The organism is Streptomyces sp. NPDC015125, from assembly GCF_043080045.1.
Taxonomy (GTDB): domain Bacteria; phylum Actinomycetota; class Actinomycetes; order Streptomycetales; family Streptomycetaceae; genus Streptomyces.
Genome location: NZ_JBIBVF010000002.1, coordinates 445,296 through 467,903, shown reverse-complemented (window position 1 = coordinate 467,903; position 22,608 = coordinate 445,296). Strand labels below are relative to the sequence as shown.

The window sequence follows — 22,608 nt, the reverse complement described above, 5'->3', positions numbered from 1 at the left end:
GCGGCCGCCGTCACCCGGCGGCCGCGCTCCCGGCGGCCTCGTCCAGCAGGCGTCGCAGCTGCAGCGCGTCCGGGGCCACGGCCGTGGCCAGGGCACCGGGACCCGCTAGCGGTGCCAGTACGCCCTGCCCCGCGCCGTCGCCCGCCCCCTCGCCCGCCGCCCCGCCGAGCAGCCGCACCTCGACCGGCCGCTTCTCGAACTCCGGTCCGATGAGCAGGAGTTGGCCAAGGGCCCGATGCCCGTTCAGGACGGCAGAGGTATCCCAGCCGGGGACGCCGGGCCCGTACGCCGTCTCCTGGTCGAGCAGGGTCCGGCCGGCCCGGCGGACGGTCAGCCGACTGCGCAGGGCGCCGGTCTCCTCCCCGCTGCGGCCCAAGACCTGTTCCTCGCGGAGTACCAGACGTGCGGTGGGGGCCAGTTCGACGGTGGTGGTCATCCGCAGGTCGCTGCCCGCCGCCGAGATCAGCGGTTCGGGCAGCCAGTCGAGCCGCGCGCCGTCGCCCACCGTCAACCACACGTCGTAGCGGGCGTGTTCCCCCGTACGGCCGGGCAGCGCGACGGTCGCGGCGGCGGCCGTGAGGTGCAGCGCACTGCCCGCCTCGGCGGTGGCTTCGATGCCCAGCCGGTCACCGCCGAGCGGGGCACTCATGGCGCCCACGACACAGACCCGGGCCTGGTTGCCGTGTCCGCGGATGCGGCGCAGTGCGAACGGGCCGTCGCCGTCGAGGACGGGCAGCCGGGTGGTCCCCTGCGCGTCGGCCCGCGCGACGATGCGGGCGGTGGCGCACAGCCCGGCGGCGGCGCGGCCCGTCTCCGGGGTGGGGAGTGCGAAGGTCATGCCGGGCTCGCGGTCCAGTCGGCCAGCCGTCCGCGGACCCACTCCGCCACCGGCCGGACGCCGTTCTCCGACTTCAGGGCGGTGAAGGCGACGGGCAGCTCGCCCCGTTGCGCCTTGGCGTCGCGGGCCATGCCCGCCAGGTCCACGCCGACATAGGGCGCGAGATCGGTCTTGTTGATGACGAGCAGGTCGGCGGTGGTGACGCCGGGGCCGCCCTTGCGCGGGATGTCATCGCCGCCGGCCACGTCGATGACAAAGATCTGGGCGTCGACCAGGCCCTTGGAGAAGGTGGCGGTGAGGTTGTCACCGCCGGATTCGACCAGGACGAGATCGAGCGGGCCGGACCCCGAGGAAGAAAACACCGCCTCCAGGTCCTCGACGGCTTCGAGGTTGGCGGAGATGTCGTCGCGGATGGCGGTGTGCGGGCAGGCTCCGGTCTCGACGGCGGCGATCCGCTCGGGGGGCAGGACGGCCTCGCGGAGCAGGAATTCGGCGTCCTCGCGGGTGTAGATGTCATTGGTGACGACGGCGATGGACAGCTCGTCGCGCAACGCGCGGCACAGCGCGGCGACGGTGGCGGTCTTGCCGGTGCCGACCGGGCCGCCGAGACCGATGCGCAGGGCGCGGCGGGTGCCGTCGGGGCGTACCGGGTCGGCGGCGCTGTAGGTGTAGCGCTCGGGGAAGGTGTCCTGGTGGTCGAGGTGCATGGTCACTCCGGTGGTGGGGTACAGCGGCGTGGGTTCCGTCGGACAGCCGGCCGGGTCAGGACGCGAAGAGCCGGACCGGCCAGGCGGCGTGCTGTTGGGCGGTGATGTCGAGCAGCGGCGCGGAGGCCGCGGGCAGTGCGCCGGTCCCTTCGGCCGCGATCCGCAGCGCGGCCTCGGTGGCCTGTTGGGCGACCTGGTCGAGCTCGGCGGTGAGATGTGCGAGCACGGCGGTGGCGTCGAAGGGGTCCAGGCTCAGCAGCCGGACGGCCGCGGTGGCCGGACCGCTGATGTTCTCGTAGGCCACGGCGTATGCGGCATCGAGCGGCGGCAGACCCGCGGACCGGGCGGCCAGGCCCAGGACGACGGGCTGGTGGGCGCCGCGGGGACGGGCCAGGGCGAGCGCGTCGAGTGCCTCGCTCGGCCAGGTCGCACGGGCGGCCCGCATCATCTGCCGGCCGAGCCGCCGGGCGACCTGCCGCAGCGCGGGTACGGGTGTACGGGCATCGGCGGCGTCGTCCAGGAGGAGCGGGTCGTGGCCGGCCGCGGCCGCGGCGGCGAGCCCCGCGGCGACCAGGCCCGCGGTGTGCAGCCGGCCCCGGCAGAAGGCCTCCAGGGTGGCGGCGTCCTTGATGCGCCCCGCGGTGACGGCCGGTTCGGCGCCGCCGGAGTGGGCGTGCCCTCCGGCGGGGAACCGGCCGTCGGCGAGGACGAGCAGCGCTGCGCGGCTCATCGGTGGTACGTGTCCTTCGTCGGGGCGTTCATCAGCGTGCTCATCGGGGTGTTCATAGGGGTGTTCATCGGGGTGTTCATAGGGGTGTTCATCGGCGCGCCCTCAGAAGAGGAAGTACCGCTGGGCCATGGGGAGTTCGGCCGCCGGCTGTGGCTCGACCACCTCGCCGTCGATGGTCACGGTGAAGGTGTCGGGGTCGACATGGACGCGGGGCAGGGCATCGTTGTTGCGCATATCGGCCTTGGTGAGGCCGCGGGTGCGGTGGATGGCCTCGAAGGGCTTGGCCAGCACGAGGCGTTCGGGCAGCGCGTCGTCCAGGGCCTGGCGTGAGACGAAGTTGACCGAGTTGCTGCCCGGGGCCCGGCCGGTGGCACCGAACATCGGACGGGGCAGCACCGGCTGCGGAGTGGGGATGGAGGCGTTGGCGTCGCCCATCTGGGCATAGGCGATCTGGCCGCCCTTGATTACCAGCTGCGGTTTGACGCCGAAGAATGCCGGGTCCCACAGCACGAGGTCGGCGAGCTTGCCGTCCTCGACGGAGCCGACGACATGGTCGATGCCCTGGGCGAGGGCCGCGTTGATGGTGTACTTGGCGACATAGCGGCGGGCCCGGTGGTTGTCCGCACGGCCGTCGCCCGGGAGGGTGCCGCGGCGCCGCTTCATGACATGGGCGGTCTGCCAGGTGCGCAGCACGACCTCACCGATCCGCCCCATGGCCTGGGCGTCGGAGGACATGATCGAGATGGCGCCGAGGTCGTGCAGGATGTCCTCGGCCGCGATGGTGGAGGGCCGGATGCGGGACTCGGCGAAGGCCAGGTCCTCGGGGACGGCCGGGTTCAGGTGGTGACAGACCATCAGCATGTCGAGGTGTTCCTCGACGGTGTTGACGGTGTGCGGCCGGGTGGGGTTGGTGGAGGCCGGGAGCACATTCGGCTCGGAGACCATCGCGATCATGTCGGGGGCGTGACCGCCACCGGCGCCCTCCACGTGGAACGCATGGATGGTGCGGCCGGCGATGGCCGCCAGGGTGTCACCGAGGAAGCCGGCCTCGTTGAGGGTGTCGGTATGGATCGCGAGCTGGGCGCCGCTCTCCTCACAGACCGTCAGGCAGGCGTCGAGGACGGCGGGCGTGGCGCCCCAGTCCTCATGGATCTTGAAGCCGAGGATGCCCGCCCTCAGCTGGTCACGCATCGACGCGAGGGAGGTGGTGTTGCCCTTGCCGAGCAGGCCTACGTTGACCGGCAGGGAGTCCATCGACTCGAACATCCGGGCCACGTGCCAGGCGCCGGGGGTGATGGTGGTGGCCTTGCTGCCCTCGGCCGGTCCGGTGCCGCCGCCGATCATCGTGGTGACACCGGAGGCCAGCGCCTCGTCCGCCTGCTGGGGGCAGATGAAGTGGACGTGGGTGTCGATGGCGCCGGCTGTCAGGATCTTGCCGTTGCCGGCGATGATCTCGGTCTCGGGGCCGATGACCAGGTCGGGGTGGACGCCGTCCATGGTGTCGGGGTTGCCGGCCTTGCCCAGGGCGGTGATCCGCCCGTCGCGGATGCCGACATCGGCCTTGACGATGCCCCAGTGGTCCAGCACGACCGCACCGGTGATCACGGTGTCGGGGGTGCCGTCGGCGCGGGAGGCGCGGGACTGGCCCATCGATTCGCGGATCACCTTGCCGCCGCCGAACACCGCCTCGTCACCGGCCCGGCCGGGCCCGCCGGCGCGGTCTTCGGTGATCTCGATGACCAGGTCGGTGTCGGCGAGCCGGATCCGGTCGCCGACGGTCGGGCCGAAGAGATCGGCGTACGCCTGGCGGGTCAGCTCAGCCATCGAGGGTTCCTCCGGTTTCGCCCCGCAGGCCCACGACGATGCGCTTGCCCCCGAAGGGGACGAGTTCGACCGCGGTGGGGATGCCGGGCTCGAAGCGCACGGCGGAGCCGGCCGGGACGTTCAGCCGCTTGCCGTGCGCGGCCGCGCGGTCGAAGTCGAGGCCGGGATTGGCCTCGGCGAAGTGGTAGTGGGAGCCGACCTGGACGGGGCGGTCGGCGGCGTTGAGGACGGTCATGCGCGTGAGGGGAAGGCCTTCGTTGAGGCGCACCGGCTCGTCGGCGTAGAGGATCTGTCCCGGGATCATCGTCTGCTCTCCCGTGGTCAGTTGATGGGTTCGTGAACGGTGACGAGCTTGGTGCCGTCGGGGAAGGTGGCCTCGACCTGCACGTCGTGGATCATCTCGGGGACGCCGTCCATGACCTCGTCGCGGGTGAGCACCTTGCGACCGGAGGACATGAGCTCGGCGACGGTGCGGCCGTCCCGGGCGCCTTCGAGGATGTGCACGGTCAGCAGGGCGATCGATTCCGGATGGTTCAGCTTCACCCCCCGGGAACGGCGTTTTTCGGCCACGTCTGCCGCCACATGAATCATCAAGCGTTCTTGTTCATGCGGGGTCAGTTGCATACGTTCCACCTCACAGTCTTCCCGCCCGGACACATTCGCCCAGGTCACAGGCGTGGACACACCCTGTGACGATAGATGTACCACGCAGTAATTAAAGGAGGAGCAAACCGACTTCCAGCACTTGGCCATCAACAGCCCCAGGCCAGGAGACTAGTTCGGCGGGATTTCATCGGCGTTACGACCAGGGACCTCTTCGCGCCTCCTCTTACGCCTGAGGTAACGCGGCACCATTACCGTCCGTTACGGCGCGGCAACGGATTCCCGAGACGGCACGCGCCCCCGCATTCCCCGGACGTGGGCGGAATCCGCCTGGCGAAATCCCCACCCCGAGGGCCGCGGGGAACCGGGGAACAGACCCCTCCCGTGCACCACCGATCGCCATGATCCGCGCATAGCGGGCACACCCCGCTCCCCGAACTCAACTGTCCGGTATGCGCTCTTGACGATTTGCGAAGTGATCGCGATTCTCATGTGCGCGTCAAAACAGCTCCGTATCAACCCCCCACACCAGGAGCCACATCGTGACTCGTTCCACCCGAATACGCCGGGCCGCGCTGGCCTCGGGCGCCCTGACCGCCCTGGCCGCCACCCTCTTCACCGCGGCCGGCGCCTACGCCGATCCCGCGCCGAAGGCCGCCCCGGACATCGACGTCAAGGCCGTCAAGGCCGACCTGGACCAGCTCCAGTCGATCGCCGACGCCAACGGCGGCAACCGTGCCCACGGAAAGCCGGGCTACAAGGCATCCGTCGACTTCCTCAAGGAGAAGCTGGACAAGGCCGGATTCACCACGAAGATCCAGGAGTTCGACGGCGGCGGCACCAAGGGCTACAACCTCGTCGCCGACTGGCCGGGCGGTGACGAGAGCAAGACCGTGATGGCCGGCGCCCACCTGGACTCGGTGCCCGCCGGCCCCGGCATCAACGACAACGGCTCCGGCTCGGCCGGCATCCTCGAGGTCGCGCTCGCCGTCGCCAAGGCGGACCTCAAGCCCACCAAGCACCTGCGGTTCGGCTGGTGGGGCGACGAGGAAGACGGCATGGTCGGCTCGCAGGCCTATGTCGACAAGCTCGGCGCCGACAAGTCGAAGATCGACTCGTACCTCAACTTCGACATGATCGGTTCGCCGAACCCGGGCTACTTCGTCTACGACGACGACACCCGCCTGGAGAAGGTCTTCAAGGACTGGTACGCCAAGAAGAACATCGCCACCGAGAAGGAGACCGAGGGCGACGGCCGCTCGGACCACGCCGCCTTCAAGGACGCGGGCGTGCCCGTCGGCGGCCTCTTCTCCGGCGCGGACTACAAGAAGACCGAGGAGCAGGCGAAGAACTGGGGCGGCGAGGCGGGCAAGGCGTTCGACGCCTGCTACCACCAGGCCTGCGACACCTCGAAGAACATCGACGACAAGGCGCTGGACACCAACACGGACGCCATCGCCAGCGCCCTGTGGGAGCTCAGCTCCTGAGTCACCCGCCCCACCGCACGGTCAGCACCCGCTGAACCGTCAGCTCTCGCGACCCGGCCGCCGGTCCCCGGCAGCCGGGTCGCGGTGTTCCGCGGCGATACCGAAGCGCCGCCGTTCGCCCGCAGCGGACGGGAGCTGCCGCACGGAAGAGACCGTGCTGATCACCTGCTCGTCCTCCGCGTCCGGTTCACGCCGCCCCAGCTCTTCAAGTAGCTGCAGGTCAGCGGCGGATACCAGCGCCACCAGCGGCTTGCCGTGGCGAGTGACGACCACCCGCTCACCGCCGTAGACGACACGGTTGATCAGATCTGCCAGCTCCGCACGTGCTTGCGTCACCGGAATTTCGTAGGCCATGCTTCCATTCTAACTGGATGTACGTCCTGTACATTTTTTACGGAGGAGAGGAGCAGACATGCTGCGACCGACGGCCCGCCATGTCCTTCCGGAGTTCACCGAGCGCACCGCGCAGGGGACGCGCACCATGGACCCGTATTCCAAGCTGCTCGGCGAGCGCATCATCTTCCTGGGCACCCCGATCGACGACGCCTCCGCCAATGACGTGATGGCGCAGTTCATCCACCTCGAACACGCCGCGCCCGAGCAGGACATCTCGCTCTACATCAACTCCCCCGGCGGCTCCTTCACCGCGATGACCGCCATCTACGACACGATGCACTTCGTGTCGTGCGACGTGGAGACCGTCTGCCTGGGGCAGGCCGCCTCCTCCGCCGCGGTACTGCTGGCCGCCGGCACACCCGGAAAGCGGCTGGCGCTGCCCGGCGCCCGGGTCCTGATCCATCAGCCGTCGTTCAGCGAACCCGTCCAGGGGCAGGCCAGCGACCTGCAGATCCAGGCGAAGGAAATGCTGCGCACCCGCGACGTACTGGAAGAGATGCTGGCGAAGCACACCGGGCAGACCCGGGAGCGGATCGCCACCGATATCGAGCGCGACAAGATCTTCGACTCCCGAGCCGCCCAGGAGTACGGCCTGATCGACCAGATCACCCGCAACCGCAAGCCGTCGGCGCTCCAGCCCGTGGCGCGGTGAGCCCGATGCTGCCGCCCGAACCGCCGCCGCTGCCCGCACTGACCCGCGCGGAGGGTGAACTCGTCGACAGCTACCTGGAGGTGCTCGACCTGCTCGGCCGGATCAACCCGGCCCGCTGCGGTGGCACCTACAGCGGGCTGCGGGCCGCCCAGGCGCTGGTCGGCAAGGCGACCCGGCTACGGGACGCACTGACGCTGATGCACAGCCGGGGCGAGAGCGAACTGCACTGCGCGACGCTGACCCGGGCCCTGCGGGTGCTGGACGGCGAGCGCCGGGCCGGGCTGGTGGCGATGCCGCCACCCGAGGAAATCTGACCCGGCACACGCGCAGCGGCTGCGCAGACGGCGTAGCGTCCGCACCCGATCTGAGGAGGCGACGAATTGCGCGGTGCGGGCACATTTCCTGCGGTCCCGGATGTTTCGCCCCTGGTCCGCGGGGTGCAACACCCCGCGCCGCGGCACCTGAGGGAACAAATCTAACCATTCGGGTCAATTGTGACCCATCTCACATACGGCATTTTCAGCTCGGAATTCGGGTGCCAGGTGCGTGACGATCCCTTCGACGACAAGACCCCGCCACAGCGACGGGGCGGTCCGGACGGGCGCCTAATCCCGCCGCCGTGCCGGACGTCCGGTCGACGACGTGGACCGGCGGGAGCGGAGGACCCGAGCAGGACGGGGTCCCGGCCTACACGGCCGAGGGCTCCTTGGGGTGAAGCCGTACGCACGGCCGGGCATCTTCGCCTGCCCGAACCCGACAGGTCTTCCTTCGCAGGCGGCTGACGAAGGGTTTGCGCATGACCATGCGCATGCATACGCCGAATCTGCTGGCGCGCGCCGGCACCGTCACCGCTCTGACGCTGGTCACGCTCGGCGGGACCAGCGTCGCTCCAGGAGCGGCCGGGAATGCCGAAGCCGCATCCGTGTCCGCGCATGCGCTGCGGATCGCGGCTTCCAAGAGCGGAGCCCCCTACCGGTACGGCGCCCAGGGCCCGCACGCCTTCGACTGTTCGGGGCTGATGCTGTACTCGTTCAAACGCGCCGGCCGGCTGCTGCCACGCACCGCCGCCGCGCAGTACGGCCGCACCCGGCACATCCCGGCCGGCGCGCGCCGAAGCGGCGATCTGGTCTTCTTCCATTCGCGCAGCGGCATTTACCACGTCGGCATCTACGCGGGCCGGGGCCGGATGTGGCATGCGCCCAAGGCCGGGAGCGTGGTGCGGCTGGAACGGATCTGGAGCCGTTCGGTCTGGTACGGGCGGGTGGGCTGACCCTGGGCAGTCCTCTCACGATCGGTCAATTGCCAGGGTGTACGGCCGATTTGACCGGGCTCGCTTCGCCACGCAGCGGGCTGCCGCGTCCGCCTCGGTGGGGAATGCCCACCGAGGGCATTGCCCGCCGTGGGCATTGCCCGCCGTGGGAACGGCCCGCCCGCGGATGGATCGGTGACGCTGCCGCCCCGGCCCTCGCCGCGGGGCGCGGGGCCGTCCTGCCCCCTGCCGGTCGCCGGGTCCTTGCCCGCCACACCCCCGTGGAACAGCCCTGGGTGCACCGCCCTCAGGACACCGCCAGCTCGACGAGCAGGATGCCTCCCAGAGCCGTGAGCAGCGCACCGGTGGTGGCTTCCAGGGCCCGGGCCACCGAGGGGCGGCGCAACCAGACGCCCAGCCGGTCGACCAGCAGCGCGACGGCGGGGAACCACACCAGCCCCATGGCGACGACCATCGTGGCGAGCAGCAGCGTACGGGGCAGTGCGGGCGCTCCCGCCGGAACGAACTGCGGGAGCAGGCTGAGAAAGAGGACGGGCGCCTTGGGGTTGAGGGCATTGGTCAAGAACCCCTGGCGCAGACTCTGCGCAGCGCCCGGGCGAGCGGCGGGCGGGCGGCCGTCGGCCGGTGCGTCCGCCGCCGTGCGGGCCGTGCCGTCCGTGGTGGCCGCCGGACGCCGGGCAGCCGCGGTCAGGGCGCGGGCACCGAGGTACAACAGATAGCCGCCGCCCAGGAGTTGGACCGCGCCGAAGAGTGCGGGCACGGCGACCAGCACCGCCGCGAGACCGGCCACCGCCAGGGCGGTGTGCACCAGCAGCCCGCCCGCGACGCCGACGGCGGCCGCCACCCCCGCCCGGCGAGAGTCGAGCGCATTGCGCACCACGACCGCAAAATCCGCGCCCGGCATGGCGACCATGCCCGCGGCGACTCCGGTGAAGGCGATCAGCTGTCCGTCCATAAGAGCAGCTTCGCCGGTCAGAGGCTTTAATGGCTATTGGCAATGTTCTTGGTGAGCCTAAAGAGATTCTTATGTACGACCCCACCCGGCTGGCCGCCCTGGTAGCGGTGGCGGAGGCCGGTTCGATCACCCGGGCCGCCGCCCGGCTGGGCTACACCGCTCCGGCGCTCTCGCAGCAGCTCGCCAAACTGGAGCGGGAGACCGGAGCGGCCCTGCTGGTGCGCCACCATCGGGGTGCACGGCTGACGGCGGCCGGTGAGCTGCTGCTCGTACGGGCCCGGCGGGTCCTCGACGAACTGGATCAGGCGCGGCACGAGCTGTCCCGGCTGGCGGGGCTGTCCGGCGGGCGGCTGCGGGTCGGGACGTTCATGACCGCCGGCACCCATCTGCTGCCGCCCGCGCTCAGCGCGTTCCGGCGGGCGCACCCCGATGTGGAGCTGAGCGTGACGGAGTACGTCCCGCCGCAGGCGAGCGCGGCGGTGGCGCTGGGTGAGGTCGATCTGGCGCTGACGCACGAGTATGTGCCGGGCGAGGCGATGCCGGCGCCGGAGGGAGTGCGTCTGGAGCCGTTGCTGACCGAGGAGCTGGTGCTGGTCACGGCGCCCGGTCATGCCCTGTCGGCGGGCTCCGGACGACTGCCGCTTGCCGAGCTGGCCGGTCAGCCACTGGTCAGCATGGCGCCGGCCAACCCCAACCGGCGCGGCGTGGAGGCCGCGCTGGCGGCCGCCGGGGCGAGTGTGGCGGTGCGCTGCGAGTCGCCGAGCTATGCGGTGGTGTGTGCGCTGGTGAGCGCCGGGCTCGGGGTGGCGGTGGTCCCGGAGATGGTGGCGGAGGGGTCGATGACGCCGCTGGGGGTCCGCCGGCTGGGCCCACCGGAGCTGCACCGCCGGATCTCGGTGGCCTACCGCCCCCGAGGCACCCCCGCCGCGGACACCCTGCGGGCCCTGTTGCGCGGGGCTTTCCTCCGCCACTCGCCCGGGCCGTGACGACGGACGTCCGCGGCGTGACGACGGGCATGACGGCTGCTGCGGCGTATGACGGCCGCTGCGGACGGCGGTTGCCGTGGCGGACGGCGGCCTGCCACCGGGGCGGCCGCCGTGCCGGGGTGCGGACGGTCGCCGGGCGCAGACCGTCCGCACCCGGTCAGTCCGTCGGCGCAGTGGCCACGATCGTGCCGACCGCCGTGTCGAGCTGGTCGTCCGTCAGGTCCGCGCGGGCGGTGAGCCGCAGCCGGGAGATACCGTCGGGTACGGACGGCGGCCGGAAGCAGCCGACCGCGAGTCCGGCCGCACGGCAGTCGGCGGCCCAGCGGAGCGCCGTTTCCGGCGACGGGGCGCGGACGGAGATCACCGCCGCATCGGGACGTACCGCCGTCAGGCCCGCCGCGGTGAGCCGGTCGTACAGCCCCTGGGCGACCGCGACGGCCCGGGTGGCGCGCTGGGGTTCGCGGCGCAGCAGCCGGAGCGCGGCGAGGGCGCCGCCGACCGCCGCCGGGGCGAGACCGGTGTCGAAGATGAACGACCGGGCGGTGTTGACCAGATGCTCGATGACCCGGGCCGGGCCGAGCACCACACCGCCCTGGGAGCCGAGCGATTTGGAGAGCGTCACGGTGGTCACCACATCACCGTCACCGGCGAGACCGGCCGCCCACAGCGCGCCACGGCCCCCGTCGCCCAGCACGCCCAGTCCGTGTGCGTCGTCGACGAGAAGTCCGGCGCCCCGCGACCGGCAGGCCTCGGCCAGCGCGGGGAGCGGCGCGGCGTCCCCGTCGACCGAGAACACCGAGTCGGTCACCGCGAGCGCCCGGCCGTCGTGGCCGGTCAGCGCGGCGCGTACGGCGTGCGGATCGGCGTGCGGGGCCACTTCGGTACGGGCCCGGGAGAGCCGACAGCCGTCGATGAGCGAGGCGTGGTTGCCGGCGTCGGAGACGATCAGGGTGCCGGGGGCGGTGAGCGCGGTGACCGCGGCGAGATTTGCGGCATAGCCGGAGGACAGCACCAAAGCGGCCTCGAAACCGCAGAATGCGGCGAGTTCCGTCTCCAGCCGGGCGTGCAGCTCGGTGCTGCCGGTGACCAGCCGGGAGCCGGTCGCGCCGGCGCCCCAGTGGTGCGCGGCCTCGGCCGCGCCACGGGTGACCTCGGGATGCCGGGCAAGTCCCAGATAGTCGTTACCGGCCAGATCGAGCAGCGGGGAGTCGGCCGGGCGGGGACGCAGGGTGCGCACCAGCCCGGCGTGACGGCGCTCCGCACTGGCCACATCCAGCCAGTCGAAGGCCGCGTCGTACGCCGGGCTGCCCGGCTCGGCACAAGGCTCGGCGGGCCTCGCCGGGGAGGTGTCGCACAGCAGCGGCGGGGCGGAGTCCTGCGGCATCGGCGTCCTTCGTCTGTCGGCCTCGATTGTGGGCTGTCGATAGACGTTAGCGGTCGTTCCGCAGGCCCACGGTGTGGCGATACACACACCTCGATCGTGGCTCCTTGTGGGAATCCTCCTTTGCCGGGGACGGTGGCGTACGCGAGGATCAACGCCATGGACCTGCTGAACACACTGGTGGACAAGGGACTGCGGCGCGAGTTGCCGACCCGCGAAGAGGCACTGGCCGTATTGGCCACCTCCGATGACGAACTGCTCGATGTCGTGGCCGCGGCCGGAAAGGTGCGCCGCCAGTGGTTCGGGCGGCGGGTCAAACTCAACTATCTCGTCAACCTCAAGTCGGGCCTGTGCCCCGAGGACTGCTCGTACTGCTCCCAGCGGCTGGGGTCGAAGGCCGAGATCCTCAAGTACACCTGGCTCAAGCCCGACGACGCCTCCAAGGCGGCCGCGGCCGGGGTGGCCGGCGGCGCCAAGCGGGTCTGTCTGGTGGCCAGTGGCCGCGGCCCGACGGACAAGGACGTGGACCGCGTCTCGGAGACCATCTCCGCCATCAAGGAGCAGAACGAGGGCGTGGAGGTGTGCGCCTGCCTCGGTCTGCTCTCCGACGGCCAGGCGGGGCGGCTGCGCGCGGCGGGCGCCGATGCGTACAACCACAACCTCAACACCTCGGAAGCCACCTACGGCGACATCTGCACCACACACGACTTCTCGGACCGGGTGTCCACCGTCCAGCAGGCCCAGGCGGCCGGCATGTCCGCCTGCTCCGGGCTGATCGCAGGTATGGGCGAGAGCGACGCCGATCTCGTCGATGTGGTCTTCGCGCTGCGGGAGCTGGACCCGGACTCCGTCCCGGTGAACTTCCTGATCCCCTTCGAGGGCACCCCGCTCGCCAAGGAATGGAACCTCACCCCGCAGCGGGCGCTGCGCATCCTGGCGATGGTGCGGTTCGTCTGCCCGGACATCGAGGTGCGGCTGGCCGGCGGCCGTGAGGTGCATCTGCGCAGCCTGCAGCCGCTCGCCCTGCACCTGGTCAACTCCATCTTCCTGGGCGACTACCTGACCAGCGAGGGGCAGGCCGGCAAGGACGACCTCGCGATGATCGAGGACGCCGGCTTCGAGGTCGAGGGCTCGGACACCACGACGCTGCCCGAGCACCGCAGGCCGTGCGGCGACGCAGCGGTCACCGGGGCCGCCGCCGAGGACGCCGGTGCCCCGGCGGCCACCGATGGCGCCGGAACCCCGGCCGCCACCGTCCCGGCACCGTCCGACGAGACCCGCCGCGACCTGGTATCGGTGCGCCGCCGCGGCGCCGGTACCGACCTTCCGCCCAATGCCTGAGCCACTCACCCCCGGCGCGCTGCTCGCGCTCGACCGGCAGCATGTGTGGCATCCCTACGGGCCGATGCCCGGCAAGGCCGCACCGCTGCTGGTGGAGTCGGCATCCGGCGTCCGGCTCCGGCTGGCCGAACCGGTCGAGGGCCAGGACGAGTTGGTGGACGGGATGTCCTCCTGGTGGTCGGCGGTGCACGGCTACAACCACCCGGTGCTCAACGACGCCGCACGGGGCCAGCTGGAGCGGATGAGCCATGTGATGTTCGGCGGGCTCACCCATGAGCCCGCCGTGCGGCTGGCGAAGCGGCTGGTCGACCTCACCCCGGAGCCGCTGCAGCATGTCTTTCTCGCCGACTCCGGTTCGGTGTCGGTCGAGGTCGCCGTCAAGATGTGCCTGCAGTACTGGCGCTCGCTCGGCAAGCCGCGCAAACAGCGGCTGCTGACCTGGCGGGGCGGCTATCACGGCGACACCTGGCAGCCGATGTCGGTCTGCGACCCGGACGGCGGTATGCATGAGCTGTGGCAGGGGGTGCTGCCACGGCAGATCTTCGCGGACGCACCGCCGGCCGGCTTCGACGCCGCGCCCGACGCGGCGTATGCGGCACATCTGCGGGAGCTGATCGGCCGGCACGCCGAGGAGCTGGCAGCGGTGATCGTGGAGCCCGTGGTGCAGGGAGCGGGCGGGATGTCGTTCCACTCCCCCGGCTACCTGCGGGTGCTGCGGGAGGCCTGCGACGAGCACGGCGTGCTGCTCGTCTTCGACGAGATCGCCACCGGCTTCGGCCGTACGGGCGCGCTCTTCGCCGCCGACCACGCGGCCGTCGCACCCGATGTGATGTGTCTCGGCAAGGCCCTGACCGGCGGTTATCTGACCCTGGCGGCGACGCTGTGCACCACGGCCATCGCCGACGGCATCTCCCGCGGGGCACTGCCGGTGCTGGCGCACGGCCCCACGTTCATGGGCAATCCGCTCGCCGCTGCCGTCGCCGAGGCCTCGATCTCACTGCTGCTGTCCCGGGACTGGGAGCAGGAGGTCAAGCGGATCGAGGCCGGACTGCGGGACGGTCTGGCACCGGCCGCGAGCATCGCCGGGGTGCGCGAGGTACGCGTACTCGGTGCGATCGGTGTCGTCCAGCTCGACCACGAGGTGGACATGGCGGCCGCGACCCGGGCGGCGGTCCGGGAGGGCGTATGGCTGCGCCCGTTCCGGGACCTGATCTACACCATGCCGCCGTACCTCACCGGTGACGACGATGTGTCGCGCATCTGCGCGGCGGTGTGCGCGGCGGCCCGCGAGGGCTGAAGGCACCGGCTGCGGTGGCCGGCCGGGTTCGCTCGGCCGGACGCCGCCGCCCTCCGCAAGCCCGCTCCCGCAGGAGCCGGTCACGCAGGAGCCGGTCCCGCAGGAGCCGTCGGTCACCCACGAACCGGTCCCCCGCTCGCCTACGAACCGTCGGTCACCCACGAACCGGTCATCCGGTCGCACACGGGGGCCGCCCCCCGAAACCATTCCCCCTTATCCCCGCGCGGGATCGCCGCGCAGAGTCGGAGGCAGACCATGTCGGTGCTGTTCGTGACGGGCACGGGCACGGAGATCGGCAAAACCGTGACCACGGCTGCGATCGCCGCGGCGGCACTCGCCCGGGGACGTTCGGTGGCCGTACTCAAGCCGGCCCAGACCGGCGTCACGGCGCACGAGAGCGGCGATGCGGCGGAGGTCGAACGGCTGGCCGGTCCGGTCACCACCGCCGAACTCGCCCGCTTCCCCGACCCGTTGGCGCCCTCGACGGCCGCGCTGCGGGCCGGTCTGCCGCCGGTGCTCCCCCAGGACATCGCCGAGGCCGCCGCCAAACTGGACGCCTCGCACGATCTGGTCCTGGTCGAGGGCGCGGGCGGGCTGCTCGTCCGCTTCGACGCCGACGGGCATACGCTCGCCGACGCCGCGCGGCTGGTGGACGCCCCCGTCCTGGTGGTCGCCCAGGCGGGCCTGGGCACCCTCAACGCCACCGCACTGACCGCGCTGGCGCTCCGCTCGTACGGGCTCGACTCCCCGGGCGTCGTCGTCGGCAGCTGGCCGGCCGAACCCGACCTGGCGTCCCGCTGCAATCTGGCGGATCTCCCCGACGCCGCGGGCACACCGCTCCTCGGCCTGATCCCGGAGGGCTCCGGCAGGCTCTCGCCGCGGGCCTTCCGCGCCACGGCCCCCGACTGGCTGGCGCCGGTGCTCGGCGGTTCGGGCACATTCCGTATTCCCTCGTGACGCCGGCGGGACGTACGGCACGCGCGGAGCGCCCTTCCCGTCCGGGGGCGGCCCGTACAGATTTCCGCACTCCGACCGAGCCGCTCCGTACGGCTCCTGGTCCGCGCAAGTGGGGAGACTGACAGCGGGAGCGGGCATCGTCGGCGAAAGGGTCCGTCATGTGGCAGCGCAGGAGAGTTCCGCAAGTTCCGCCGGTTCCGCAAGGCGGCGTCCATCACCCGGTGTTCGCCCGCTTCTACGCGAGCTGCTGCGGTCCGGCCGCGGACGCGCGGGCGGGGGTGGCCACGCTCCGGAAGGAGTTGCTGACGGGCGCTACCGGCCGGGTCATCGAGGTCGGCGCGGGGAGCGGGCTGAACTTTGCGCACTATCCGGGCACGGTCTCGGAAGTGGTGGCGATCGAACCGGAGGCCACACTGCGGGAGGTGGCCAGGTCGGCGGCGGCACGTGCTCAGGTGCCGGTGGATCTGGTGCCCGGAGTGGCGGAGGCCCTGCCGGTCAAGAGCGAGGCATTCGATACCGCGGTGGCGTCGCTGGTGCTGTGTTCCGTGCGCGAGGTGCAGCGCGCGCTGGTGGAGCTGCGACGGGTGCTGCGTCCGGGCGGTGAGCTGCGGTTCTTTGAGCACGGGCGGGCCGCGGGGCGCGGGCTGGCGGCCGTGCAGTGGTCACTGGACCGGACGGTCTGGCCACTGCTGATGGGCGGCTGTCACACCGGCCGGGATCCGCTGGGCGCGATCCGGACGGCCGGGTTCGAGGTACTGCGGGTGCGCCGGCTGAAGGTGCCGGAGCGCGGGCCGATGCTGCCCACGTCGCCGGCGGTGCTGGGCACGGCGCGGCGGCCGGCCGACTGAGCGGCTTCCTCGACGGCCGGCCGGCTGACGGTCCCGTTGACGGGCGGCCTACTGAGCGCCCCCATCGGCAGGCCGGCAGCCGTCGCTCACACCGTCCAGGTGCGCAGTTCGTCTGCGATGGTGCGGACGTCGGCCGTGCCCTCTTTGACGAGGCGGGCGAGGTCGCGGACCTGCTCGGGAGAGATGGTGATCTTCAGTCCGCTGGCCACGAGATAGCCATAGGCGACGGCGGTCGCGAACATGGCATTCGAGCGCTCCAGCGCCGGTACTCGGAGCAGGAGTTGAAGGAGGGAAGCGGCACGGTCCTGGGGTTCGGTGTAGACGGGCACACCGAATATTTCGGCTTCATGGCGGCTGACGGCGGCCACCAGGGCGCCCCAGTCGGTGACCTGGGGGTCTCCGGGCGTGTGCCGTTCGGCGATCAGTAGGAGCCAGGCGAGGTCGATACGCAGCGTCACGTGGTGCCCGGCAGTCCTTCGTGGTGGGTGGTGGTCGCGACGCCCTCGGCACCGCCCGGTTCCAGGCCGAATTCCTCGGCGAAGACACGCTCGTACTGCTTCATGAAGTCGGAGGCCGCCTCGACGAAGGTCTCGCCGACCTCTCCGGCGTCCTTGAGGACGAGCTCCTCGATATAGCGATTCATGCTCACTCCCCGCTGCAGGGCGCGCTCCCGCGCCGCTTCGGCGGTGGCCTCATCCACGCGGACGTTCAGCTGTGTCTTCGCCACCCCTCCAAGCTAGCGCGCATCCGCTAGCAGCGGCAAGCACGGGCCGGGCCGGGCGGCAGGCGAGGGGAGGGCAGCCACGAGCCGATGGCCCGCTGCGCTGCCCTGCCCTGCTCTGCCGTGCTCTGCCCTGCCCTGCCCTGCCCTGCCCTGCCCTGCCCTGCCCTGCCCTGCCCTGCCCTGCCCTGCTCTGCTCTGCCGGACGTCACCACGGCCGTTTCCTGCCGATGATGTTCCCGGCCCCTTACTCGAAGGCCTTCAAGGTGTCCTCACCTTGCGTCCACCAGACGCCGAGCCGCTGGCGGGTCAGGAGCCAGCCGTTCGGGCCCCGGCTGAATTCCCAGTCGTAGGGGCCGCCCATCGCGTAGGGGGAGGAGGTCTTCCCGGCTTCGGTGACAGCGACGAACCACATGTAGCCGATACCGGTCGCCCGGTCACCGTCTATGTCGAAGTGCATGTTCAGGATGTGATGCTGCATGCTCGGGTACGGCGATTCCGCTGCTTCCACCGTCGCCCGGACCGCGTCCTTCCCGTGGATCTCCTCCCATCGCCCGAACTCCAACACCGCGTCGTCGGCCCAGCATTCGATCCAGGTCTGCCAGTCCTTGCGGTCCAGTGCCCGCCACCCTCGGATCATGAGGGTGTGCAGGGCTTCCTTGTCCTCCAGGTCCCGCAGTCTTCGTACCAGGCTGTCGTAGTCGGTGGCAGTGGGTGGCATACCTGCTCCTCTCCTTTCGGGGTGGGTCACTGGGCGCTTGCGGTGGGGCGGACGACGATCTCGTTCACATCGACCTGCGGCGGCTGTGCGAGGGCGTAGGCGATGGCCTCCGCGATGGCTGAGGCGGGCAGTGCCACGGCGCGGTAGGTCTTCATCGCCTCCCTGGCCGCAGGGTCGGAGATGCTGTCCGCGAGTTCGGACTCGGTCACGCCGGGGGAGACGAGAGTGACCCGGATGTCCCCTGCTGACTCCTGCCGCAGTCCTTCGGAAATGGCACGGACGGCGAATTTGGTGGCGCAGTAGACGGCGGCGGTGGGCGAGACCTCATAGGCGCCGACGGAGGCGATGGTCACGAAGTGCCCGCCGCCCTGTGCGCGCATCGCGGGCAGGGCCGCGGCGATACCGTGCAGGACTCCCCGCACGTTCACGTCGATCATGCGGTCCCACTCATCGGTCTTGAGCGCCTCCAGCGGGGAGAGGGGCATCACACCCGCGTTGTTCACGAGGGCGTCGATCCGGCCGTACTGGCGCAGCGTCGCATCGATGAACGCGCGCGTGTCTGCGGCGTCGGTGACGTCCAGCTTTCCGAAGGCGGCGGTGCCGCCCTCCTTCGTGATCTCTTCGACCAGTCGCTGCAGCCGGTCGGTGCGGCGCGCACCGAGAAAGACCTGGTGCCCGTCCGCCGCCAGACGGCGTGCGGTCGCCACACCGATGCCGCTGCTCGCACCGGTGATCGCGACAACCTTGGTGGTGGTCGGTGGCATGTTTTTGCCTCCTTGTAGAGAACGTGGCGGGTGGTCCGCTCTCCGGAGTCTGGGCGGCGGTGGAAGGAGCATCCAGGACAGGCCGTGCCTGGGTACGGCGCACCCAGGGACACAGCCGGGGGGGCGGTCGGTCTGCCTGAAGTGGTGATCAGCGACGCTCTCTTGGAGACTCTTCTTCGCGCACAGCCCGTACGTAGGGCACGCCCCGTACATCGGGCACGCCCCGTACCTCGCGGGCACGCCGCGCGCACCGGGCACGCCGCTGCGCACGGCTGCGGACCGGCGCGGTAGGGCCGGCCTCCTACGACCGGCGCCGCGCAAACCTCGCACGAGCCGCGTCATGGGCCCCGCGCAGAAGCTGCACCACCGTGTCCGTGGTCCGCTCCCCCGGATTGACGACAGCGAGCCAGCCGAGTGCCCCGTATACCGGGTGCGGGATCACCCTGTCGGCGGCAGCGTAGTCGCGAGGCCGGGTGAGGCTGCGTGACTCCTCCCCGGTGAGTTCCCGGAACGTCGCCCGGTCGACGTGGATGTTCACGCGCCACCGGCCCGGAGCGTCAAGGGCGGAAGCGGCGTCGTCGGGGTAGTTCTTGACGACGATCGTGCCGTAAGGCTGGACGTTCTGGGGCATCTGACCGTCGGGGGCGAAGTAGAAAAATGCATCTCCCCATGTGAACTCGGGGAAGTCGCCGCCCGGCTCCGGGACGACCACGAGCGCGCCGTCGAAGCCTCGTACGGCCGTGATGATCTGTTCCATACTCATGGTTCAAGGATCACCTTCAAGTGCTTATGTGGGGTTGGCCGATGGGCGAGCTGGTGAGCGGTTCGCAACGGGGACTGCTGCGAACCGTCGACGTAGCCAGAGAGTCGGGGTACTCGGTGCAGCAGGTACGCGACCTGGAACGGCTGGGCGTCATTCCCGCAGCCGCTCGATCGAGCAATGGCTACCGCTCCTACACACCGCTTCATGTGCACGCTCTTCGGGCCTACCGGGGACTCGCGGGTGCCATCGGTCCTGTCGCAGCCCGGCAGATGCTCGCGCGGCTGCGAACGGAGACGGTCGCGGAGGCGGCCTCGGCAATCAATGCGGTCCATGCCCGGCTCGCTCGGGAACGCGAGGAGGCGCTGCGCGCTCAACGGGCGTTGCGGGCGATCCAGGCCGAAGCGGATGCCACCGAGTGCGAGCACGAGAGTGAAGCGATGACGATCACGGAGCTCGCCGAAGCGCTCCGCGTACGTCCCTCGACCCTGCGTTTCTGGGAGCAGGAAGGGCTTGTCGCCCCCGAGCGGGTGACGTCACTGCGAGCACGTCGCTACGGTCTGCCGGCCATCCGGGCAGCGCGCATCGTGGTGGCTCTCCGCGGCGCCGGCTACGGCATTCCCGCCGTGCGCGAGGCCATGGACGCCCTGCGGCAACTCGACGGTCCGGGAGAGGCCCAACGCATCCTGCGGCACCGTGTGGAGGAGATCGCCACACGTACCGTGGGGCTCCTCCGAGCGGGCGCAGACCTGGCCACCGTCGTCGAGTCGGGCCAGGCACCGGCGACCGGATGACGCACGACCAGGTGACACATGACCGGCAGACGCGCCACAAGGGCGGCTGGCTGTCCCTCTGAGCGCGACCGGTCACGTCCCCCCTCGTGCCACAGCGTCATGGGACTGACGACAAGCCCCCGCCCCGGACCCTTGTTGGCACGTGCTCAAGATTCGGTGGCACGGAACATCCGGGGCCAGGGGTGCCCTCTCGTACTGGACGTGTACGTCGTCGCAGTGGTCCCCCTGCGACGCGGTAGGTAAGCCGCAGGTCAGGCGTTCATGTCACATCTTGCCGAGCTGTGTCGTCATCAGTGTGTAAGCAGCGATAACGAGCGACAACGCAAGCACCGACAACGACAGAGGAGAGCACCATGAGCGCCCGATTGAACGCCTTCGGCAGTCCGACCATGGGCAAGGTCTTCCAGCACATCATTGCGGCAGGCAAGGTGCTGGAGGACTCGACGCTGCCGGCCGCGACGCAGGAGTTGGTGAAGCTCCGCGCCAGTCAGATCAACGGGTGCGGCTTCTGCACCGACATGCACAGCAAGGACGCCGCCGCGGCCGGTGAGACCTCGGTACGTCTCAACCTGGTCGCGGCGTGGCGGGAGGCCACGGTCTTCACCGAGGCCGAACGGGCCGCGCTGGAACTGACGGAGCAGGGCACCCGTATCGCGGATGCGGCCGGTGGGGTCATGGACGAGACGTGGGCGAACGCCGCCAAGCACTACGACGAGGAGCAGTTGGCCGCCCTGGTCTGCGCCATCGCCCTCATCAACGCCTTCAACCGGGCGAACGTCCTCATCCAGCAGCCCGCCGGCGACTACCGACCCGGACAGTTCGCCTAACCCGGAGCGGCCGGCAGGCTGCTGGAGCCCGGTGCCACTGCGGCTGCGGCGGGCCGCATCACCTGTCCCCTACGCCCCGGGCCGACGCTGTTACGCCCCTCGGCGACGTCATGAAGAGGATGGTGCTGCACCGAAGAGGCGGCGAAGCCGTGACCGGCGAGAGGTCCCCGGGGCGATGCCCGGGCCCTGGGGAAGCCGGACCTCTTCGTGCCTCGCGGAGGACTGCGCAGCCGGGTCTTCGTGGGCATCTCCACGGAAGACAACGGCTTCCTCTCCGATCCCGACCACCTCAAGGAGGATGTCCAGGGCGGGCTGGTGGCTTCCTGCCAGTCGGGGGCGGGCCCCGGCACCTCGATATCCGTCACGGCAAGCTCCTCCCCGTGCCGTCCAGCCGGTCGTTGTTCCACCTGTCTTCAGCGGGCCGGCCACCGTCATGCGGCGGCTGCTCCTGGCCGGGGCCCGCGGGCCGTAGCCGTCCCTGTCCCTCATCGGGCGTGCGGGGACACAAATGGCCCTGGCGGTGACTTCGGCGCGGGCAGCCGGTCGTTATGGGAGGGAAGAGGGAAGGAGATCCGCCATGCCGACACACGGCCCCGCAAAGCAGCCCACGACCGAACTCGACGCCCGCTATAGCTCCGCGTTCAATCCCCGCCCGGGGGCCGCGGACGTCACCGCCACCGGGTGGGCCGAGGCCCAGCAGCAGTTGACGGCCGCCGAGATCTTCTGGGTGTCCACGGTGCGGCCCGACGGCCGGCTGCACGTCACTCCCGTGATCGCCGCCTGGCACGACGGGGTGCTGTACTTCTCCACCGGCGCGGGGGAGCAGAAGGCGAAGAACCTCGCTCATGATGGGCGCTGTGCGCTGACCACCGGGAGGAACTCGCTCACCGAAGGGCTCGACCTCGTGGTCGAGGGCAAGGCGGAGCCGGTTGCCGATCCGGCGGTACTGGACCAGGTGATCGCGGCGTACGAGGCGAAGTACGGGCCGCACATCACCTCGCCCGAGGGCACCTTCCACGGGATCGGGGAGGCATTCCGGAGGGGGGACGCGGTGGTGTTCGCGGTGGCCCCGGTAACGGCGTACGGCTTCGGTCGGGATGACGGGGTGTACACCCATACTCGGTGGGCGTTCTGAGAGATCGGGCCACAAGGCTGTGCGTCGCAGGGCGGAGCGGGCAGAGCAGGCGGAGCGGGCGGAATGGCCTGTCACGGCCGGAACGGGCCTGTCACGCCGGACCCCAGCCGTCGGTCGGCACCACTGTCACCGTTCCGGGCTCGCGGAGAGAAGTGTTTGCCGGTGGACTGCCGTGACAACGCCGGAACAGCCGACGGCACCGTCAAAAGGCCAACCAGCCTGCATGCTCAGTCCCACGTCGGTCCCGGCCCCGCACACCTGCCGCCGTATTCGGAATCTTCTTCCAAAGCGGCCGTGCGGGCCTTGTATTCGGCCTGTGGGATCTGCCCGAGAACCGCGAGACGTTCCAGTTCGGCGGCCTCGGCCTCATGGGTGATCTTGCGGCTCTGTTCGGCCTGTTCTCTGCTGTACTTGACGGCCTTGGCGCGCTCCCTGGAGCGGCGTCGCTGTAACTGCTCGGCGACCGCTCTTGCGGTTTCCTCGAAGTAGCTGTCATGCCTGCCTGACCACATTTTCCCGCCTCACTTTCGATGAAAGCCCGGAAAAAATTAACCCGACGACCGGCCTCCCGGTGCGGGCCTGGGCCGCATGTGCCGCCTGTGCCGCCTGTGCGA

At 70.8% G+C, this 22,608-nt stretch carries 27 protein-coding genes and 1 riboswitch; of the genes, 12 read left to right on the top strand and 15 right to left on the bottom strand.

Annotated elements, in window-relative coordinates; all coding sequences use genetic code 11:
- Positions 1 to 10 precede the first annotated feature (10 nt).
- The 6 genes from ACF088_RS07120 to ACF088_RS07095 form a co-directional block, all read right to left on the bottom strand.
- Positions 11 to 838 (bottom strand): urease accessory protein UreD, encoded by an 828-nt coding sequence (locus tag ACF088_RS07120; RefSeq protein WP_392374378.1) that lies wholly within the window; start codon positions 836 to 838, stop codon positions 11 to 13.
- A complete protein-coding gene (gene ureG / locus ACF088_RS07115) occupies positions 835 to 1,545 on the bottom strand; it encodes an urease accessory protein UreG (protein ID WP_392374377.1) in 711 nt (236 codons plus the stop codon). The genes ACF088_RS07120 and ureG overlap by 4 nt, the downstream gene beginning before the upstream one ends.
- Positions 1,546 to 1,600: 55 nt before the next feature.
- The gene (locus ACF088_RS07110) at positions 1,601 to 2,275 is read right to left on the bottom strand and encodes an urease accessory protein UreF (protein WP_392374376.1); all 675 of its coding nucleotides are present in this window, start codon (positions 2,273 to 2,275) and stop codon (positions 1,601 to 1,603) included.
- A 102-nt stretch (positions 2,276 to 2,377) separates the two neighbouring features.
- The gene (locus tag ACF088_RS07105; protein ID WP_392374375.1) at positions 2,378 to 4,099 is read right to left on the bottom strand and encodes an urease subunit alpha; all 1,722 of its coding nucleotides are present in this window, start codon (positions 4,097 to 4,099) and stop codon (positions 2,378 to 2,380) included.
- On the bottom strand, positions 4,092 to 4,403 hold the full coding sequence (locus tag ACF088_RS07100; protein ID WP_392374374.1) for an urease subunit beta: 312 nt from the start codon (positions 4,401 to 4,403) through the stop codon (positions 4,092 to 4,094). Before ACF088_RS07100 ends, ACF088_RS07105 begins: the two co-directional genes overlap by 8 nt.
- A 17-nt stretch (positions 4,404 to 4,420) precedes the next feature.
- Positions 4,421 to 4,723 (bottom strand): urease subunit gamma, encoded by a 303-nt coding sequence (locus tag ACF088_RS07095; protein WP_026170153.1) that lies wholly within the window; start codon positions 4,721 to 4,723, stop codon positions 4,421 to 4,423.
- A gap of 521 nt (positions 4,724 to 5,244) precedes the next feature.
- Here ACF088_RS07095 and ACF088_RS07090 point away from each other — a divergent pair.
- Positions 5,245 to 6,189: a M28 family metallopeptidase gene (locus tag ACF088_RS07090; RefSeq protein WP_392374373.1), complete on the top strand. Its 945-nt coding sequence runs from the start codon at positions 5,245 to 5,247 to the stop codon at positions 6,187 to 6,189.
- A 39-nt stretch (positions 6,190 to 6,228) separates the two neighbouring features.
- Here the strand turns inward: ACF088_RS07090 and ACF088_RS07085 are convergent, their stop codons facing one another.
- Positions 6,229 to 6,543, bottom strand: coding sequence for a type II toxin-antitoxin system Phd/YefM family antitoxin (locus ACF088_RS07085; protein ID WP_392374372.1), 315 nt, complete (start codon positions 6,541 to 6,543; stop codon positions 6,229 to 6,231).
- Positions 6,544 to 6,601: 58 nt separating this feature from the next.
- Here ACF088_RS07085 and ACF088_RS07080 point away from each other — a divergent pair, with 58 nt between their 5' ends.
- From ACF088_RS07080 to ACF088_RS07070, 3 genes are all read left to right on the top strand, one after another.
- The gene (locus tag ACF088_RS07080) at positions 6,602 to 7,237 is read left to right on the top strand and encodes an ATP-dependent Clp protease proteolytic subunit (RefSeq protein WP_392374371.1); all 636 of its coding nucleotides are present in this window, start codon (positions 6,602 to 6,604) and stop codon (positions 7,235 to 7,237) included.
- A gap of 5 nt (positions 7,238 to 7,242) precedes the next feature.
- Positions 7,243 to 7,551 (top strand): hypothetical protein, encoded by a 309-nt coding sequence (locus ACF088_RS07075; RefSeq protein WP_392374370.1) that lies wholly within the window; start codon positions 7,243 to 7,245, stop codon positions 7,549 to 7,551.
- A 278-nt stretch (positions 7,552 to 7,829) separates the two neighbouring features.
- Positions 7,830 to 8,029, top strand: a riboswitch (cyclic di-AMP (ydaO/yuaA leader).
- A gap of 4 nt (positions 8,030 to 8,033) precedes the next feature.
- Positions 8,034 to 8,507 (top strand): C40 family peptidase, encoded by a 474-nt coding sequence (locus tag ACF088_RS07070; protein WP_392374369.1) that lies wholly within the window; start codon positions 8,034 to 8,036, stop codon positions 8,505 to 8,507.
- 286 nt (positions 8,508 to 8,793) lie between these two features.
- On the opposite strand, the gene ACF088_RS07065 is transcribed toward ACF088_RS07070, so the two are convergent.
- A complete protein-coding gene (locus ACF088_RS07065; RefSeq protein ID WP_392374368.1) occupies positions 8,794 to 9,462 on the bottom strand; it encodes a LysE family translocator in 669 nt (222 codons plus the stop codon).
- 71 nt (positions 9,463 to 9,533) lie between these two features.
- On the opposite strand from ACF088_RS07065, the gene ACF088_RS07060 reads away from it, so the two are divergent.
- Entirely contained in the window at positions 9,534 to 10,448 is a 915-nt protein-coding gene (locus ACF088_RS07060) for a LysR family transcriptional regulator (protein WP_392374367.1), read from the top strand.
- Between the two features lie 157 nt (positions 10,449 to 10,605).
- Here ACF088_RS07060 and ACF088_RS07055 read toward each other — a convergent pair whose 3' ends face one another.
- The gene (locus ACF088_RS07055; protein WP_392374366.1) at positions 10,606 to 11,832 is read right to left on the bottom strand and encodes an 8-amino-7-oxononanoate synthase; all 1,227 of its coding nucleotides are present in this window, start codon (positions 11,830 to 11,832) and stop codon (positions 10,606 to 10,608) included.
- A 156-nt stretch (positions 11,833 to 11,988) separates the two neighbouring features.
- On the opposite strand from ACF088_RS07055, the gene bioB reads away from it, so the two are divergent.
- From bioB to ACF088_RS07035, 4 genes are all read left to right on the top strand, one after another.
- The gene (gene bioB, locus ACF088_RS07050) at positions 11,989 to 13,170 is read left to right on the top strand and encodes a biotin synthase BioB (RefSeq protein WP_392374365.1); all 1,182 of its coding nucleotides are present in this window, start codon (positions 11,989 to 11,991) and stop codon (positions 13,168 to 13,170) included.
- Positions 13,163 to 14,467, top strand: coding sequence for an adenosylmethionine--8-amino-7-oxononanoate transaminase (locus ACF088_RS07045; protein WP_392374364.1), 1,305 nt, complete (start codon positions 13,163 to 13,165; stop codon positions 14,465 to 14,467). The genes bioB and ACF088_RS07045 overlap by 8 nt, the downstream gene beginning before the upstream one ends.
- Before the next feature lie 255 nt (positions 14,468 to 14,722).
- A complete protein-coding gene (gene bioD, locus ACF088_RS07040) occupies positions 14,723 to 15,424 on the top strand; it encodes a dethiobiotin synthase (RefSeq protein WP_392374363.1) in 702 nt (233 codons plus the stop codon).
- Between the two features lie 158 nt (positions 15,425 to 15,582).
- Positions 15,583 to 16,272 (top strand): class I SAM-dependent methyltransferase, encoded by a 690-nt coding sequence (locus ACF088_RS07035; protein ID WP_392374362.1) that lies wholly within the window; start codon positions 15,583 to 15,585, stop codon positions 16,270 to 16,272.
- 86 nt (positions 16,273 to 16,358) lie between these two features.
- Here ACF088_RS07035 and ACF088_RS07030 read toward each other — a convergent pair whose 3' ends face one another.
- The 5 genes from ACF088_RS07030 to ACF088_RS07010 all read right to left on the bottom strand — a co-directional run bounded on the left by ACF088_RS07030 (position 16,359) and on the right by ACF088_RS07010 (position 19,235).
- Positions 16,359 to 16,730, bottom strand: coding sequence for a fic family toxin-antitoxin system, toxin component (locus ACF088_RS07030; protein WP_392374361.1), 372 nt, complete (start codon positions 16,728 to 16,730; stop codon positions 16,359 to 16,361).
- On the bottom strand, positions 16,727 to 16,999 hold the full coding sequence (locus tag ACF088_RS07025) for a toxin-antitoxin system HicB family antitoxin (protein ID WP_392374360.1): 273 nt from the start codon (positions 16,997 to 16,999) through the stop codon (positions 16,727 to 16,729). Before ACF088_RS07025 ends, ACF088_RS07030 begins: the two co-directional genes overlap by 4 nt.
- 241 nt (positions 17,000 to 17,240) lie before the next feature.
- Positions 17,241 to 17,714, bottom strand: a complete 474-nt coding sequence (locus tag ACF088_RS07020) for a nuclear transport factor 2 family protein (protein ID WP_392374359.1) — start codon at positions 17,712 to 17,714, stop codon at positions 17,241 to 17,243.
- A gap of 26 nt (positions 17,715 to 17,740) precedes the next feature.
- Positions 17,741 to 18,478 carry an SDR family oxidoreductase gene (locus ACF088_RS07015; protein ID WP_392374358.1) on the bottom strand — a complete coding sequence of 246 codons (738 nt, stop codon included), beginning with the start codon at positions 18,476 to 18,478 and terminating at the stop codon, positions 17,741 to 17,743.
- A 301-nt stretch (positions 18,479 to 18,779) separates the two neighbouring features.
- On the bottom strand, positions 18,780 to 19,235 hold the full coding sequence (locus tag ACF088_RS07010; RefSeq protein WP_392374981.1) for a DUF6194 family protein: 456 nt from the start codon (positions 19,233 to 19,235) through the stop codon (positions 18,780 to 18,782).
- Positions 19,236 to 19,282: 47 nt separating this feature from the next.
- Between ACF088_RS07010 and ACF088_RS07005 the strand changes: the two genes are divergently transcribed.
- From ACF088_RS07005 to ACF088_RS06995, 3 genes are all read left to right on the top strand, one after another.
- The gene (locus ACF088_RS07005; RefSeq protein WP_392374357.1) at positions 19,283 to 20,032 is read left to right on the top strand and encodes a MerR family transcriptional regulator; all 750 of its coding nucleotides are present in this window, start codon (positions 19,283 to 19,285) and stop codon (positions 20,030 to 20,032) included.
- A gap of 353 nt (positions 20,033 to 20,385) precedes the next feature.
- Positions 20,386 to 20,859: a carboxymuconolactone decarboxylase family protein gene (locus tag ACF088_RS07000; protein WP_392374356.1), complete on the top strand. Its 474-nt coding sequence runs from the start codon at positions 20,386 to 20,388 to the stop codon at positions 20,857 to 20,859.
- A gap of 577 nt (positions 20,860 to 21,436) precedes the next feature.
- Entirely contained in the window at positions 21,437 to 21,994 is a 558-nt protein-coding gene (locus ACF088_RS06995) for a pyridoxamine 5'-phosphate oxidase family protein (RefSeq protein WP_392374355.1), read from the top strand.
- A gap of 227 nt (positions 21,995 to 22,221) precedes the next feature.
- On the opposite strand, the gene ACF088_RS06990 is transcribed toward ACF088_RS06995, so the two are convergent.
- A complete protein-coding gene (locus ACF088_RS06990) occupies positions 22,222 to 22,506 on the bottom strand; it encodes a hypothetical protein (RefSeq protein ID WP_392374354.1) in 285 nt (94 codons plus the stop codon).
- Between the last annotated feature and the right edge of the window lie 102 nt (positions 22,507 to 22,608).

What these genes read in the sequence shown, in the direction of transcription:
- bioD (WP_392374363.1), top strand. Translation starts at nt 14,723, where the DNA reads ATGTCGGTGCTGTTCGTGACGGGCACGGGCACGGAGATCGGCAAAACC.
- ACF088_RS07035 (WP_392374362.1), top strand. Translation starts at nt 15,583, where the DNA reads ATGTGGCAGCGCAGGAGAGTTCCGCAAGTTCCGCCGGTTCCGCAAGGC.
- ACF088_RS07060 (WP_392374367.1), top strand. Translation starts at nt 9,534, where the DNA reads ATGTACGACCCCACCCGGCTGGCCGCCCTGGTAGCGGTGGCGGAGGCC.
- ACF088_RS07100 (WP_392374374.1), bottom strand. Translation starts at nt 4,403, where the DNA reads ATGATCCCGGGACAGATCCTCTACGCCGACGAGCCGGTGCGCCTCAAC.
- ACF088_RS07045 (WP_392374364.1), top strand. Translation starts at nt 13,163, where the DNA reads ATGCCTGAGCCACTCACCCCCGGCGCGCTGCTCGCGCTCGACCGGCAG.
- ACF088_RS07055 (WP_392374366.1), bottom strand. Translation starts at nt 11,832, where the DNA reads ATGCCGCAGGACTCCGCCCCGCCGCTGCTGTGCGACACCTCCCCGGCG.
- ureG (WP_392374377.1), bottom strand. Translation starts at nt 1,545, where the DNA reads ATGCACCTCGACCACCAGGACACCTTCCCCGAGCGCTACACCTACAGC.
- ACF088_RS07005 (WP_392374357.1), top strand. Translation starts at nt 19,283, where the DNA reads ATGGGCGAGCTGGTGAGCGGTTCGCAACGGGGACTGCTGCGAACCGTC.
- ACF088_RS07015 (WP_392374358.1), bottom strand. Translation starts at nt 18,478, where the DNA reads ATGCCACCGACCACCACCAAGGTTGTCGCGATCACCGGTGCGAGCAGC.
- ACF088_RS07065 (WP_392374368.1), bottom strand. Translation starts at nt 9,462, where the DNA reads ATGGACGGACAGCTGATCGCCTTCACCGGAGTCGCCGCGGGCATGGTC.
- ACF088_RS07085 (WP_392374372.1), bottom strand. Translation starts at nt 6,543, where the DNA reads ATGGCCTACGAAATTCCGGTGACGCAAGCACGTGCGGAGCTGGCAGAT.
- ACF088_RS07000 (WP_392374356.1), top strand. Translation starts at nt 20,386, where the DNA reads ATGAGCGCCCGATTGAACGCCTTCGGCAGTCCGACCATGGGCAAGGTC.
- ACF088_RS07020 (WP_392374359.1), bottom strand. Translation starts at nt 17,714, where the DNA reads ATGCCACCCACTGCCACCGACTACGACAGCCTGGTACGAAGACTGCGG.
- ACF088_RS07010 (WP_392374981.1), bottom strand. Translation starts at nt 19,235, where the DNA reads ATGGAACAGATCATCACGGCCGTACGAGGCTTCGACGGCGCGCTCGTG.
- ACF088_RS07105 (WP_392374375.1), bottom strand. Translation starts at nt 4,099, where the DNA reads ATGGCTGAGCTGACCCGCCAGGCGTACGCCGATCTCTTCGGCCCGACC.
- bioB (WP_392374365.1), top strand. Translation starts at nt 11,989, where the DNA reads ATGGACCTGCTGAACACACTGGTGGACAAGGGACTGCGGCGCGAGTTG.
- ACF088_RS07080 (WP_392374371.1), top strand. Translation starts at nt 6,602, where the DNA reads ATGCTGCGACCGACGGCCCGCCATGTCCTTCCGGAGTTCACCGAGCGC.
- ACF088_RS06990 (WP_392374354.1), bottom strand. Translation starts at nt 22,506, where the DNA reads ATGTGGTCAGGCAGGCATGACAGCTACTTCGAGGAAACCGCAAGAGCG.
- ACF088_RS07095 (WP_026170153.1), bottom strand. Translation starts at nt 4,723, where the DNA reads ATGCAACTGACCCCGCATGAACAAGAACGCTTGATGATTCATGTGGCG.
- ACF088_RS07070 (WP_392374369.1), top strand. Translation starts at nt 8,034, where the DNA reads ATGACCATGCGCATGCATACGCCGAATCTGCTGGCGCGCGCCGGCACC.
- ACF088_RS06995 (WP_392374355.1), top strand. Translation starts at nt 21,437, where the DNA reads ATGCCGACACACGGCCCCGCAAAGCAGCCCACGACCGAACTCGACGCC.
- ACF088_RS07120 (WP_392374378.1), bottom strand. Translation starts at nt 838, where the DNA reads ATGACCTTCGCACTCCCCACCCCGGAGACGGGCCGCGCCGCCGCCGGG.
- ACF088_RS07075 (WP_392374370.1), top strand. Translation starts at nt 7,243, where the DNA reads ATGCTGCCGCCCGAACCGCCGCCGCTGCCCGCACTGACCCGCGCGGAG.
- ACF088_RS07110 (WP_392374376.1), bottom strand. Translation starts at nt 2,275, where the DNA reads ATGAGCCGCGCAGCGCTGCTCGTCCTCGCCGACGGCCGGTTCCCCGCC.